The following is a 13,054-nucleotide window of genomic DNA, read 5'->3' on the forward strand; positions in this document are numbered from 1 at the left end:
TTCCGCTTTTAATAAAAAACCCGCCTGTTGGCGGGTTTTGGGATTATTTTTTATACTGAATATGATAGATATCACGCCGTCTGTCTTTTAGCTGGCGCACTGTGCCGTTTTGGCGCTGTCTTCTGAGAATTTCCAGGTCAACATCGCCGATGACGACCATTTCGATATTCGGATTTGTTTCACCGACAATGCCGTCTCTGGCGAATTCAAAATCAGATGGTGCAAAGATGCCTGACTGAGCGTATTGGATATCCATATTTTCCGTTTGCGGAAGGTTTCCAACCGTTCCGGAAATGACCGTATAAATTTGATTTTCAACCGCTCTTGCCTGCGAACAGTATCTGACACGCAAATAGCCTTGGCGATCTTCTGTACAAAATGGCGTAAAAATAATTTTTGCGCCTTTATCCGCTGCAATCCGGGCAAGCTCAGGAAACTCAATATCGTAACAGATTTGAATCGCGATTTTTCCGCAGTCCGTATCAAACACGCGAACCTGGTCTCCGGCGCTGATTCCCCACCATTTGCGTTCATTCGGCGTAATATGGAGTTTATATTGCTTCTCGATCGTTCCGTCCCGTCTGAACAGATAAGCGATATTATAGATCTTGCCTTCCTCTTCGACGAAATGAGACCCGCCGATAATGTTGACGTTGTACTTCACGGCCAAATCAGTAAAAAGGCTGATGTAATCTTCTGTATACTCGGTAATTCTCTGTACCGCCAAGCTCGGTGACCGTTCCTCAAGAAAAGACATCAGCTGGGTTGTGAAAATTTCCGGGAACACCGCAAAATCAGATCTCGCGTCGGAAGCGACATCGACATAGTACTCTACTTGATTCGCAAATTCCTCAAAGGAATAAATTTTCTTCATTTCGTATTGGATCACACAAATTCTCACAGGGAACGCTGATTTATAATAGCGTTTTGTCTGCTGCGGAAGATAATCGACATTGTTCCATTCCATCAGCGTCGCATACTTGATCGAAGCTGTATCATCCGGGAGATAATTCGGGTTAATCCGCATAAGAGTAAAGCCGTTCATCAGCTGGAAAGAAAGCACCGGATCGTAAATTTGGTGGCGTGTCACCTGTTCAACATACTCTCTTGCCGTCATTTCATCTGCATATTTGTGATAGTTCGGAATCCGTCCGCCTATGATGATGCTTTTTAGATTTAAGCGTCTGGCTAAGTCCTTTCTAGCCTCGTACAAACGGTGGCCGATTTTCATTCGTCTGTATTTCGGATGCACCATGACCTCAATTCCGTACATGTTCAAACCGTCGGGATTATGGTTGGTGATATAGCCGTCATCAGTAATGTCCTGCCACGTATGGCGGTCATCATATTCATCAAAATTAATCAGGAGACTTGAGCACGAACCGATAATTTCACCTTCGAATTCTGCACAAAACTGCCCTTCAGGAAAATGTTCCAGATGGCTGATTAAATGCTCCCGCTTCCAAGGCTCCATTCCCGGAAAGCAATCCTTTTGAAGATCGATAATCTTGTCGATGTCCTTCTCTTCGATATTGCGAATGACCATTTTCTTTTCAAAACGGGTCAAATCTAATTTCTCAGACAAACTACTCGCTCCTTTCTAGTGTTGTGTGTTCAGATGATCAAGCAATAGGGCGAGCTCCATCTCCGCCATTGATTCAAGCCTGTGATCATAATCTTCAAACATCAAGGTGCTTGTTACTTTATTCGGGACGATGACACACTTCATCCCCGCTCTTTTCGCAGCAATCGAACCGTTGACAGAATCCTCAAACGCGAGACATTCTGATGGCGATACGCCAAGATTCTTTGCCGCCAATAAATACAATTCAGGATTCGGCTTGACCTCTTCCACATCATCCGCCGTTTGAATGACCTCAAAATCATCAAACAGGCCGATTTGCTTCAAATGGCCCGATACCCACTTATAATCAGAGCTGGAGGCAAGGCCTACTTTTAAGCCTAAATCCTTTGCCGCATTCAGATACGCCTCGACACCCGGTCTTGCTTTTTCTGTTTCCATGCGTTTCGCAAACCGTTCTCTTCGCAATGTTGTCAGCTCTTCATGGTTCAGCTTTTTGCCGATCTGCTCTTCTAAATATTCAAAGGGCCGAAATCCCGCGGCTGTTCCGATCACCTTTCCCCAGACGGATAACGGCAGGACTGAGCCGTGTTCCTCAAATATTTCCTGAAGGACTTCATATTCATGTGTTTCTGTATCTAGAATAAGTCCGTCAAAATCAAAAATTAACGCTTTAATCACTGCGTACAACTCCTTTAGTCCGAATTGAGACATATGTATACACTCACTATACCCCGAAACATGTCTGCTTTCAAAAAGTAAGGTTTATGTGAAGAAAGAGCCTGCACACCGCAAGCTCTTTCTTATTAATGAATGTTTTGATGAGAAATGTTTGTCAGCGCTTCTCCCGCAGACTCGTTCGACATCTGATTGACTGCCAGGTCTCCAAGCGCAACGATCCCGACTAGATTGTTTTGATCTACAATAGGAAGGCGGCGGATTTGGTGCTGGGCCATCAGCTGCGACGCGTCTTCCAGACTCATATTAGGATTTCCTGATACGAGGTCTGTTGACATCACTTCTGAAACGGGTGTCTGGCCATCTCGGCCCTGAGCTGTAGTTCTTAATGCAATGTCACGGTCAGTCAGCATTCCTTTTAAAACACCTTGCTCTACAACGGGAATCACCCCGACGTTATGCTGTTTCATGAGAGAAGCCGCTTCCTGAATCGTTTGATTCGGTGAAACGGTTGCCACCTGCGTTGTCATTGTATCTTTTACTGAACTCATTGTCAGCACCCCTTTCAATCATTAGTATGTTCAGACACGTGCCGATTAAAAAGGGAGTTAGAGGAAAGGTTTTATGATATGATTTCTCTGATGCAAAAAAGAGCTTTTCTGAAAATGGAAAAGCTCTTGCTGCAAGATTATATCAGCCTTCTGTGACCGAAAAAGGCTTTGTTTGTTTTCGTTTGAAAGTCAGAAAAAGCAAACGGAAAATAAATCCCGAAATCATTCAGCATCTTGCTGTTTTTCTCAAAAATCGCCTGATCACTCACATCAAAGTGCGGCGAAGGCTTTGTCAGGATAATATGTATCATTTGCAGACAAGCCATAATTTGAAACGCTTCTTTTAATGTTCCTTGGTAATAATGGTTATTTAAAGACAGAACACCTTTCTTTTTAAAGCGCTGAATATCCAGTTCGGAGAAATAAAGAGGAAATACATCATGGAATAGCTCCATTGACAGCTCCTTGATAAAGCTCTCCTGTTCTGCAGTTGCTGCGTTCATAATTCTCACGTCAATCACCTTTCTTGCCATCGAATATCCTAAGTCTTAATCAAGAATAGCACAGAAAAAAACACGAAAGCTAAGGTAAGTGTTTCCTATGAGAAACAGCGGCCTTCCGCTTCGAAAAGGAGCCATTTGACATGAAACAAAAAGGCAGAGGGCTTGAGCTCCTCATCAATGACAAACAAGATGGCCAATGGATGTTTTCTGTACTGAAAACATCGCTCAAAGCCTCTAAACCCGTGATTCAAGACTGGGTGTCGCATCACCAGATAAAGGTCAATCATGAATCAGTCACAAACAACGTCATCGTTAAAAAAGGTGACCGCGTGTTCATTGATCTTCAGGAAAGTGAAGAATCCTCCGTCATTCCGGAGTATGGAGAGCTTGATATTTTATTTGAAGACAATCACATGCTCATCGTCAATAAACCTGCTGGCATAGCGACCCATCCCAATGAGGAGGGCCAAACCGGAACACTGGCTAATTTGATCGCATACCATTATCAGGTGAATGGCGAAGCATGCAAGGTGCGCCATGTTCATCGCCTTGATCAGGATACATCCGGTGCAGTCGTTTTTGCCAAGCATCGTTTGGCACATGCCATCTTAGATCAGCAGTTAGAGAAAAAGACGCTGAAGCGTACGTATACCGCCATCGCTGAAGGAAAGCTAAAGACGAAAAAAGGGACAATTGATTCACCGATCGGCAGAGACCGTTCACACCCGACAAGACGCCGGGTTTCACCAGGCGGGCAAGCAGCCGTCACTCATTTCAAGTTGATTGCCAGCAATGCGAAAGAGCGGCTGTCACTCATTGAATTAGAGCTGGAAACGGGCAGAACACATCAAATTCGTGTTCATATGGCGAGCATCGGCCATCCGCTGACAGGAGACTTGCTTTACGGAGGCGGGAGCAAACTGCTAAACAGGCAGGCGCTGCACGCCAAAAAGGTACAAGCGGTTCATCCGATAACCGGTGAGCTAATTGTTGCCGAAGCGCCTTTCCCAGTTGATATAGAAAGCCTTTGCCACACATATTTTTCATGAAGAAAAGCCGCAGGAATAGCCTGCGGCTTTTTAAGTGACTCGTTTTCCGAATATAATATAGCGCTTCGGGGCATTGCCGATGTATGAAAACGGATAGCAGGTCGTTAGAATGAGTTCTTCCTTTTCATGCTGGAGTGTAATAATGGATTTGTCATCCTTATCGACAATTTTTGTTTTTACAATTTCATATGTGAAATCTCCATATGACAGGAGAATACGAAGCCGGTCCCCTTTTTCCAGCTCTCCCGTCCGGCGAAACACGGTATCCCGATGTCCCGACAGCACAATTTGCCCGTTTTCATCAGGATAATAGCTGTCCTTATAATGCCCGACACCTTTTTCTAAATCATCTGCATCGGTGCCCTCCACGATCGGAAGTTCTGCGCTGATTTTCGGTATTTCCAAAATGCCGCTCGCTTGGCCGGTCTCAGGCTTAAATGATGCTCTATTCTTTGCTTGATCTGCACTTTTTTTCGTGTCCGAAGCTTCCTGGGGCTTTTCAGCCGCCAGTTTTGCTTCTTTTAATGTCTGTTCGGTCTTCATATTCGTGTCGATTAATTTAAAGCCCCCATAGCCTGCGATCACTAGACCGGCCGCAATGATGACAAGTGGAATAACTTTTTTCACGTTCTGGAGGCACTCCTTTTTCTTCTGACATATAGATAAGTTCCGGACAGTGTCACCGACGCACCGATCACCATAATGTTATAGTAGCCCGCTGATGTATCCGGAAGCTGATGATCAGACCCGCTTTCCGCAGTCTCATTTTGTAAAGGCAATGTGCTGATCTTGTCGGCAGTGTCAGCATTTTTTTCATCGCTCGGTAATTCACCTAATCTCAAAATGTTTGAAGGCGTCAGTTGATGAACCGGCACAGTACCCGGAGTCTCTTTTATATCAGTCTGATCTTCTACAGGCTCTGGATCCTCTTTAATCGGCTGCTCTGTCCCCGGGCCGTCTCCCGGTTCTTCCGTAACTGGGTCTTCTGTTACAGGGTCTTCAATGTCACTGGCTTCAGCAAGCTTAATTCTGCCCTCTTTTGTATATGCAATAGGCTCATCAAAACTCTTCACGTACTCGACTGTCGCTTCCAAATCCTCAGGCCCTGTCACTGGATTTTTCCCAAGCAATCCGATTGGCTGATATTTGGTTCCTGTCGCCGTCGCCATAAAATTGTTGACAGTCAGTGTGTATGTGGCATCGGGCTGAATCTCGGTGCCATCTGCCATTTTCATCTCGACAGCTTTTCCGGTTTCTTTATCCCACGTATACGTAAACCCGCTTATGCTGTAGTCAGGCCCAAAAACCGGCGAGATTTGCGCATTGATAATCTCTCTTAAATCTTTACCTTTAATCTCAAGCTTCGTTAACACATTTCCGAACGGCTGGATATTGTAAAGATCTCCCCACGTAATGGGACCCTTCTTCAGCGCTTCCCGTATTCCGCCGCCATTCATAAGGGCAAAATCCGTTTTCATGGACGCTCTCATGCCATCCGCAATCAGGTTTCCAAGAGGGGTATCGCCGTCATTCGAATACCCGCCTTCCATATCAACAGCCGCTTCACCGACAACCTCGCTGATAATCGGTTCAGCAAGTGTTTGATATTTCTTTAAAATGGCTGACGCGCTGGCATCCGGGTCTATTTTGCTTTGATCGACATATTCGATTTCTGCCGACTTTTTGACAATGTCTTTTGTTGTTTTATCGATCTCTACATCAACAACACCTATCGCTTTTCCATATTCAAACGCCTGAACAATCAGTTTCCCGTTCACTTCACCGTTAACTACCTTATGATTATGCGCTGCAAAAATCACGTCGATTTCAGAATCTGTTTTGTTTGCAAGATCAGCAGATTCCCCGGTAATGGATGTGCCATTTTGCTCGGCTGACATATGCGCGAGAACTGCGATGGCCTTTACGCCTTTTTTCTTCAACTCTTTGGCCGCCTCATTTACCGCTGTCACTTCATCTGTAAACTCGATGTTTTTGATTCCGTCAGGCATGACCATGCCCGCTGCCGACTGTGTGACAACCCCGATAAAAGCAACGGGGATGCCCTCCACATTTATGATGTCATATGCCGGCAAAAAGGGCTCTCCGGTAGATTTCATTTTACAATTGGCGCATACAAGGGGAAAGTTCTGTCCATCATATCCGCTTGTGCCTTTCGGGTGATCTCCGCCATTTAAGATCCTCAGCAGTTCATCTGTACCTTCATCGAACTCGTGATTACCGACAGTTCCAACATCAAATCCGATGTCCTCCATCAGTTCTACAGTCGGTTCATCTTGAAGAAGAGATGAAACTGGAGAACTTCCTCCGATCATATCTCCCGCATGCACAATCAGCGTGTTTTTCTTTTCGGCCTTTTTTTCCTTCAAATATGCGGCGGCATAGTCCATGCGTCCAAATGTGCCGTCTGCAGTTCCGTCTCCATCAAGATCAAGCTCATATTGCTGATCGATCTTGCCATGCAAATCATTCATGCTTAGAATTCTTAGCGGCACATTTTCTTTGGGTGCCGTTTGCCTCTTTTGATATCCCGCGTTTTCCGCTTCACTTGCTGAGGCGAAGAAAATTCTGTTTTCCACAGCTATCTGCTTCCAGTCAGCCGGCTGCACATACGTTTTATTTGACGAATCTCCCACATATCTTGTCAGGCCTTTTCCCTGCTCTCTGGCCCTAAACTCAAACGGCATTTCCATGAGGGGATCGGCTTCATTCCAAATGCCTTTTTGCTCTTTTTTCGCAGCGGCTGCAGCAGCCTGAAACTGCTGATAATCCTCTTCATTGTCAACCGGCCAAATAAAATACGTCGGAGCATAGCCATTTTTCACAAGCTCTAAGTTCACGTTTGAACCCGATTCGGTTATGACCTGCCCGAGAAGTCTGCCATAGCTGTCTTTGGCTTCACTTCCGACCTTGACAGTAATCTTATCTCCTGGGGACAGAACCGTTTTTAGATAGTCAGATGCTTTTTTGCCAAATCTTAATTGATTTTCGTCTGCTTCATTTTTTGGTGTGTGATACGTTTCAGGTGTATCTACATTTACGAACCGGATTTTTGTCGTTCCAAGTACCGGAGATTTGAGATGAATGGTATCACCGTCAACAACGCGATCAACAATACCTTCATATTCACCCTCCGAAGACGGAGGTGCGGGCTGTTCTTCAAGCAGCTTCAGGTCAGATGATTTTCGCGGAAGCAGCTGAAAGGATTGGTATCTGCTTAATATACCGGTAAATTCATACCATTTGCCCTCATTAAGTCCGTCTATTATCCCTGTTTCATTCATAACCCGGAGCATCATAGCTTGGTGATCTTCATCAATCACCGTTACATTGTAACCGCCTCCGGCAGGTGAATTTGGAATTGAGGAAACATATGCTTTTAGTGCCACAAGACGGCCTTCAAGCTGATCACCGAGACTGCTGTTAACCAGTTCATTGATTGTTGAATGTTTAGGAACGGGGAGAGATTGATTTGACTGGTTGATTTTGATGCCTGATGAGTTAGGAACAATTTCTGTAAGCCCTTGGTATGTCGTGATTTTCCCTGTCACCTTGATGTCCATGCCTTCTTTTAATTCAGGAAATTGTTCAGGGGCAGACGAATAAATGTTAATGCCTCCGGTTTCATCCTGCATAAAGGTCGACAGCTTCCCGCCTCCGACCGCGCTTTGATCAGCAGTGACGATCCCTTTTATCGTTACTTCTTCATTCAGCCGTCCCCGCGCTTCATTTATCGACACTGGCTGTTCAGCCGGCGGAGTTTTCGTGTCATCAGTTAAGTCCATCGACTGGACGTTCTTAAGCCCTGTTGTGCTAAAGTAATCTTCAAGCTGTCCTTGAACCGTTATCTTTTTTCCAAGAAGAAGCGGATTGGTTTGCAGCCCAAATTGGCTTCTGAAGGTGGAGGGGATTTGCACAGGAAGGATGTGATCGGGCGATGTCTCGTTTTCACTGTCTGCCAGCGCAACATTATAATTATTTGAAAAAGGGCTTACCAGCTTATAATGCTGCGGGGAAACAGCCTGGCCGACAGCGTATCCTTCGACAAGAGCCTGTCCTTCTTTTTGCTGTATCGCTTGATCAACCGATATCGGCTGTTGCTGCTCAGCTGCCTTTACTGCTTCGCAAGTGTACATCACATTCAAGAACACCAATGTCGTGATTAACACAATATGCAGAATACGCCTCATCATTTTTCCTCCCTTAATATACACAATATGACAACGACTTTGTCTGCTTTACATTTCGACAGCCAGCATTTAATTCCTTTCAGGCTTCTGCATAAAACGCGGCAGACTGACACAAAATACAGCTGATCTGAAAAAAAGGAGGAATTGGGTTTGGATCAGTTAAATCAGCAGCAATCCCAAATGAATAAAGGTATCCCTGGCAAGCCGCATAAAAACCACGGCGGACATGAAATGTTTGATATGCACGAGGTGCTTTCCGGAACCCTTACTGTACTTGATCAGTTTATGATGCTGAGACAATTTTGTAAGGATCAGGAATTATTAAACATCCTTGATCGTCAATATCAATTCATTACGTCTCAATATAACTTAACTGCAGAATGCTTTAAAACAGGAAACGAACCTTCACAAAAAACAGCAACTTATATGATGAAGGAAGACAATCAGACTGTTTATGGCATGCAGCCGTCACAGCCTAAAAAACCGGTTCAATCCATGAATGATATCGATGACAGCATCATCAGCCGACAAATGCTTTGCGCGATTAAAGCACAGGCTTCTATGCTGACAATGGCTTCACTGGAAATGACAAACCCAGCCGTAAGACGCGTACTGTCAGCGCAAATTCAGGAGTATGTTGAAATGGCTTTTGAAATTTTCCTATACCAAAACAAACACGGCTATTACCAAGTTCCTCAGCTTGATGCGCAGGATATGGAACAAATGAGAAATTCATTTGCTCCTGCACAAGGACAAATGCCTCCAACGCAAGGCGGAATGGGCCAGCAAGGACTTCATTAATAACAAAGGCATTGGATAGCTACTATCCAATGCCTCACTGTTTTCTTCAAATGTTTTCTTAAATTCTTTTTCAAATTGATTAAGACTTTCCTTTGTTGCCGATTTAAATCCTTTCTTAAAGTCCCCTTTTTTCGCCGTTTCCTTTATCATTTCTGAAATAATGTCTTTGCCGTATTTGTCCGTCAGCTCATTGATCATATAAAAGCTTTGCAAATAGACATCAGTGTCATATTCGGCTCTGGCTTCCTGCCAATCTTGATCTGTCTGCAAACGGTCAAAGGGCACAACAGAAAACGAGATCGGATCTATGAGCAACTCATAGTTCGCGATCCACTCGCTTAACCCTTCATGAAACCATAACGGAAACTTATCGGGGTCAGCCTCAAGCTCCTTCAATTTCTGGTGAAACGCATGGTGCGTGTATTCATGAATCAACAATCTCTGGTACAAATAAACCGCTACCTCGTCACCTTCTAAAAGCTTCTTTTTCTCTTCAGGCAACAATCCGATCAGCTGCTCCTGCTCAGAATAAAAACCGACTACATCCATTAAACCGGAGTAAGCCTCCATCTGTTTTTCATTATGAAAAAAAATAATATCAATAGGCTTTTGATTCGAATATCCAATCATAATCTGATTAATACTGACCGCATATTCAAGCGTTTCTTTCGTCAATGGCAGTAAGGACTTTTCCTTAGATGTGTAATAAATATCGGCCTGTTTGAATGACTCTTTCTTCATGTGCTTCGTCACTTGTTCTTTTGTTATACCAGATGCCTGCCCTGGCAAAGACAGTATATACATCGTGCTTGATACGATGGCTGAACTTACAGCCAGCATCACAAGGACTCCGCACAGGAATAGAGCGGATGCCGCACGCTTTCCTATGCCATCCCGCAAACGTCTCCCTCCCTGAGCCGGTCCGTCTTGTACCTTTTATTTTTACTCTATGCAGCCTGAGTTCGCGGTGTGTCATTAACGCAAAGAAAAAGCCGCACAAATTATGCGGCTTTTTTCATTTATTCAGCTTGCGGGAATATACGCTGTACAGTTTCACTGAATTCATCAAAGAATCCTGCAATTGGATCGCCATTTTGTATCCGCTCGCCATAGCCCTGCATTCGGTCTACAAAGTCCGGATTTGCAGAAACATAAACATTATCCATGTTTTTATCAGTATCTCTCACTTTATCTGAAATCTTCTTTTTGAGGTCTTTTCCAACTTCTTTATTTCCATTTGTTAATACAACTGCAACATATGCTTGATTTCCGGCAACAATTACATTTGCATGTTTTACTTCTTTCATATCAGTGATTTTATCGGCAGCGTCGTCAGCAACATCTAATTTACGGTTGTTATTACCGTTATTATTGTTGTTATCGTTATTGTTGACATTGTCAGTTACATTATTATCGACATTGTCACGATTATTATTGACATCGTTAATATTTCTTGTGCCATTATCGTTCACCGGATTGCGATAGTTAACATTTTCAGGTTCTAAATTATCACGTCTGCCCTCACCCTGGTTGGCCATTCCGCAGCCAGTCATAAGCAAAGGGATAAGAAGCATAGACGCAAGGACTTGTTTTTTTCCAAGCATGTGAATTCCTCCTTTATCACTTTACTTATAGGTTTTTCTAATTGGCTTTAAATATGCATGTAAATCTGAAGGAAATGCTTTCCCGGGAAATAAAACGGTTAATTTGTCTAATGAGGGGGAAAATATGAATACACTAAGAAGGAGGGATCATGTTGTTCAACCAGCGAAAAGGAATCAGCCCCGCAACATTGATTATAGGGTCAACTATGCTTATTGCTGCTTTATCACCTCAGATTCGCCAAAGAGTCGGCGGATTTATTACAGGTCAAATGAACAGACAGAATTCTGAAAATAAGATGTTTGATGCTTCTAATGTAGGTAATATGGTCAAACAAGTTTTTGGCGGCGGCAATAACCAGGAACGTTCGCAAAATCAAAGCCAGCAGCAAAATGGCCGTCAGCATCAGAATGCCGGACAGCAGCAAACACAGCATCAGCATACCCAGACTCAAACTAGGCAAGCTGAGACAGCAACGAAAAAAAGACAGCCGCATTATGCCGAACCCATTCATTTTGAACAAAGCGCAATGAATGTGATGGACGACAACACCATGATGGGAATACTTGAGGACTTAGAACCCGGCCGTTAAAAAAACGTGTAATCTCAGGCGGATTGCATAATGGTTCAAGTAGTTAATTTTATTGGCTTTTCAGGAGTTTTTTGCATTTTTCAGCCTGTTTTGAATTGGTGAGCATTAAAAAATCCTTCTTTCGTTCAATGAAGAACGCTTGAAGGATTTTTTTAATGCGCCACTCTATCCGAAGCAATCTTTATCAATTCATTGTTAGTTCCCACATCAAAAGTTGAAAAGGACAGAACACTAGTTAACACTGCTACTGCGAATATAACCCGAGTGAGTTTCATTAATAATCTAATTTTATTTCTTGCTTCAACGCTAAACATATAATATTCACTCGAGCGTTAGAAATCCTGTCAGCAATATAATAACAAACAAGCCGAAGCCCATTTCAATATGTGTTTTTATGTTTCCACTTCTAGTGATTTAGTTCGTCTAAAAGATATCAGGTGAATGAAAAAAGAACCTTTTTAGGCTCTTTAATCATGATTTCCTTGAATCAAATTGGTTAGTATCTATTATGAGAAATCATCCACTCTTTTTCTTACTTTTTTACTTAGCTTAAAGCCGAACCTATTGATATACTCTTCATTTTTCGCCATTATTTGATAAGCCTCAATTATCGGCAGGGTGCGAATTAAAATGTAGACACCAATAGCGATCAAAACAACACAAACCGGATAGTAGGCATTGAAACCTGAGACTATATGTTTTCTTTCAAGAAAAAAAGGAATTCCGCCTGCTACAATGGAACAAACACCAGCGCCCATGATAGCAGCATACCTTTTTTTCATATCATTATATCTCGCTGTCAGCTCTTTATGATGATTTTGGTCAAAAATCAGAGCCTCTTTCTTGAGCACCTTGTATTTATCTTCTACCGAGATCAATCCTGTCACAATAGCCCCAATGCCGAGTACAGCTATGATCATGATAAGGAGTGTATAGATGGCTGGTTCTTGTTTAAAAACCAAATAAGGGACAGTGGATAAAATAAGCAGGCTCAGTCCGAAAGAAACATATTTGGAAACTTTGCGTTCATGCAATAAAAAGCCGCCTGCCACTTCTCTGCTAACATAATATCCTTCTTTATTGTCACGACGCGGCTCAACAGAATCTTTTAACAAATAATCAATTGATACTTCAAAAATGTTTCCAATCATTAAAAGCTTTTCGGTTTCAGGAAACCCTTGCCCATTTTCCCATTTGCTAATCGCCTGCCTTGTCGTGTTTACTTTTTCAGCTAAAGTTTCTTGAGACAGTCCTTTTTCTTTTCGCAACTTAAAAAGTTTTTCACCAAATGTCATAGTTAAGAACTCCTTTGCTTTGATGACTATATTGTATGAAAACAACGATCCTTGTTCTATCTTTCAGCAAATGCACTTTGTCAACTTACGGTTGCAACGATGTTATACAGTGTGTGTTTGCCTGTTCAGACCATGTCTAGAATAAAGAGGAGTAAATGTTTTCAAAAATAAACATCTAATTCCTGTACCTTCT

General features: G+C 43.1%; 12 protein-coding genes. 3 read left to right on the top strand and 9 right to left on the bottom strand.

Annotation, left to right across the window (positions count from 1 at the left end; all coding sequences use genetic code 11):
• Window positions 1–43: 43 nt before the first annotated feature.
• The 4 genes from KHQ79_RS15405 to KHQ79_RS15420 form a co-directional block, all read right to left on the bottom strand.
• A complete protein-coding gene (locus tag KHQ79_RS15405) occupies window positions 44–1,585 on the bottom strand; it encodes a bifunctional GNAT family N-acetyltransferase/carbon-nitrogen hydrolase family protein (protein ID WP_003239590.1) in 1,542 nt (513 codons plus the stop codon).
• A gap of 15 nt (window positions 1,586–1,600) precedes the next feature.
• Window positions 1,601–2,263, bottom strand: a complete 663-nt coding sequence (locus tag KHQ79_RS15410; RefSeq protein WP_084991801.1) for an HAD family hydrolase — start codon at window positions 2,261–2,263, stop codon at window positions 1,601–1,603.
• A gap of 125 nt (window positions 2,264–2,388) precedes the next feature.
• Window positions 2,389–2,811 (bottom strand): CBS domain-containing protein, encoded by a 423-nt coding sequence (locus KHQ79_RS15415; protein WP_019257888.1) that lies wholly within the window; start codon window positions 2,809–2,811, stop codon window positions 2,389–2,391.
• Between the two features lie 137 nt (window positions 2,812–2,948).
• Window positions 2,949–3,344, bottom strand: a complete 396-nt coding sequence (locus tag KHQ79_RS15420; protein ID WP_003239593.1) for a YhcU family protein — start codon at window positions 3,342–3,344, stop codon at window positions 2,949–2,951.
• A gap of 110 nt (window positions 3,345–3,454) precedes the next feature.
• On the opposite strand from KHQ79_RS15420, the gene KHQ79_RS15425 reads away from it, so the two are divergent.
• Complete coding sequence (locus tag KHQ79_RS15425) at window positions 3,455–4,363, top strand: RluA family pseudouridine synthase (RefSeq protein WP_003239594.1); 909 nt, start codon at window positions 3,455–3,457, stop codon at window positions 4,361–4,363.
• A gap of 30 nt (window positions 4,364–4,393) precedes the next feature.
• On the opposite strand, the gene srtA is transcribed toward KHQ79_RS15425, so the two are convergent.
• Together srtA and yhcR are read right to left on the bottom strand one after the other, a co-directional pair.
• Window positions 4,394–4,990 (bottom strand): sortase SrtA, encoded by a 597-nt coding sequence (gene srtA, locus KHQ79_RS15430; protein WP_225515919.1) that lies wholly within the window; start codon window positions 4,988–4,990, stop codon window positions 4,394–4,396.
• Window positions 4,987–8,571: a sortase-dependent nonspecific endonuclease YhcR gene (gene yhcR / locus KHQ79_RS15435; RefSeq protein WP_483862207.1), complete on the bottom strand. Its 3,585-nt coding sequence runs from the start codon at window positions 8,569–8,571 to the stop codon at window positions 4,987–4,989. The genes srtA and yhcR overlap by 4 nt, the downstream gene beginning before the upstream one ends.
• A 150-nt stretch (window positions 8,572–8,721) precedes the next feature.
• Between yhcR and KHQ79_RS15440 the strand changes: the two genes are divergently transcribed.
• A complete protein-coding gene (locus KHQ79_RS15440; protein ID WP_019257883.1) occupies window positions 8,722–9,372 on the top strand; it encodes a spore coat protein in 651 nt (216 codons plus the stop codon).
• Here the strand turns inward: KHQ79_RS15440 and KHQ79_RS15445 are convergent.
• Window positions 9,304–10,272 (bottom strand): gluzincin family metallopeptidase, encoded by a 969-nt coding sequence (locus KHQ79_RS15445; RefSeq protein ID WP_225515921.1) that lies wholly within the window; start codon window positions 10,270–10,272, stop codon window positions 9,304–9,306. The two genes, KHQ79_RS15440 and KHQ79_RS15445, sit on opposite strands and share 69 nt — an antisense overlap.
• 119 nt (window positions 10,273–10,391) lie before the next feature.
• Window positions 10,392–10,976 carry a YhcN/YlaJ family sporulation lipoprotein gene (locus tag KHQ79_RS15450; RefSeq protein WP_003239599.1) on the bottom strand — a complete coding sequence of 195 codons (585 nt, stop codon included), beginning with the start codon at window positions 10,974–10,976 and terminating at the stop codon, window positions 10,392–10,394.
• Window positions 10,977–11,125: 149 nt separating this feature from the next.
• Here KHQ79_RS15450 and KHQ79_RS15455 point away from each other — a divergent pair, with 149 nt between their 5' ends.
• The gene (locus KHQ79_RS15455; RefSeq protein ID WP_003239600.1) at window positions 11,126–11,566 is read left to right on the top strand and encodes a hypothetical protein; all 441 of its coding nucleotides are present in this window, start codon (window positions 11,126–11,128) and stop codon (window positions 11,564–11,566) included.
• 506 nt (window positions 11,567–12,072) lie between these two features.
• Here the strand turns inward: KHQ79_RS15455 and KHQ79_RS15460 are convergent.
• Entirely contained in the window at window positions 12,073–12,861 is a 789-nt protein-coding gene (locus tag KHQ79_RS15460) for a helix-turn-helix domain-containing protein (protein ID WP_225515923.1), read from the bottom strand.
• Window positions 12,862–13,054 lie beyond the last annotated feature (193 nt).

It is taken from the genome of Bacillus sp. TSO22, from assembly GCF_020223595.1.
Taxonomy (GTDB): domain Bacteria; phylum Bacillota; class Bacilli; order Bacillales; family Bacillaceae; genus Bacillus; species Bacillus inaquosorum.

Bases quoted from the DNA above. Each gene is read 5' to 3' on its own strand.
- KHQ79_RS15420 (WP_003239593.1), bottom strand. From the start codon at position 3,344: ATGGCAAGAAAGGTGATTGACGTGAGAATTATGAACGCAGCAACTGCA.
- KHQ79_RS15450 (WP_003239599.1), bottom strand. From the start codon at position 10,976: ATGCTTGGAAAAAAACAAGTCCTTGCGTCTATGCTTCTTATCCCTTTG.
- yhcR (WP_483862207.1), bottom strand. From the start codon at position 8,571: ATGAGGCGTATTCTGCATATTGTGTTAATCACGACATTGGTGTTCTTG.
- KHQ79_RS15425 (WP_003239594.1), top strand. From the start codon at position 3,455: ATGAAACAAAAAGGCAGAGGGCTTGAGCTCCTCATCAATGACAAACAA.
- KHQ79_RS15415 (WP_019257888.1), bottom strand. From the start codon at position 2,811: ATGAGTTCAGTAAAAGATACAATGACAACGCAGGTGGCAACCGTTTCA.
- KHQ79_RS15460 (WP_225515923.1), bottom strand. From the start codon at position 12,861: ATGACATTTGGTGAAAAACTTTTTAAGTTGCGAAAAGAAAAAGGACTG.
- KHQ79_RS15455 (WP_003239600.1), top strand. From the start codon at position 11,126: ATGTTGTTCAACCAGCGAAAAGGAATCAGCCCCGCAACATTGATTATA.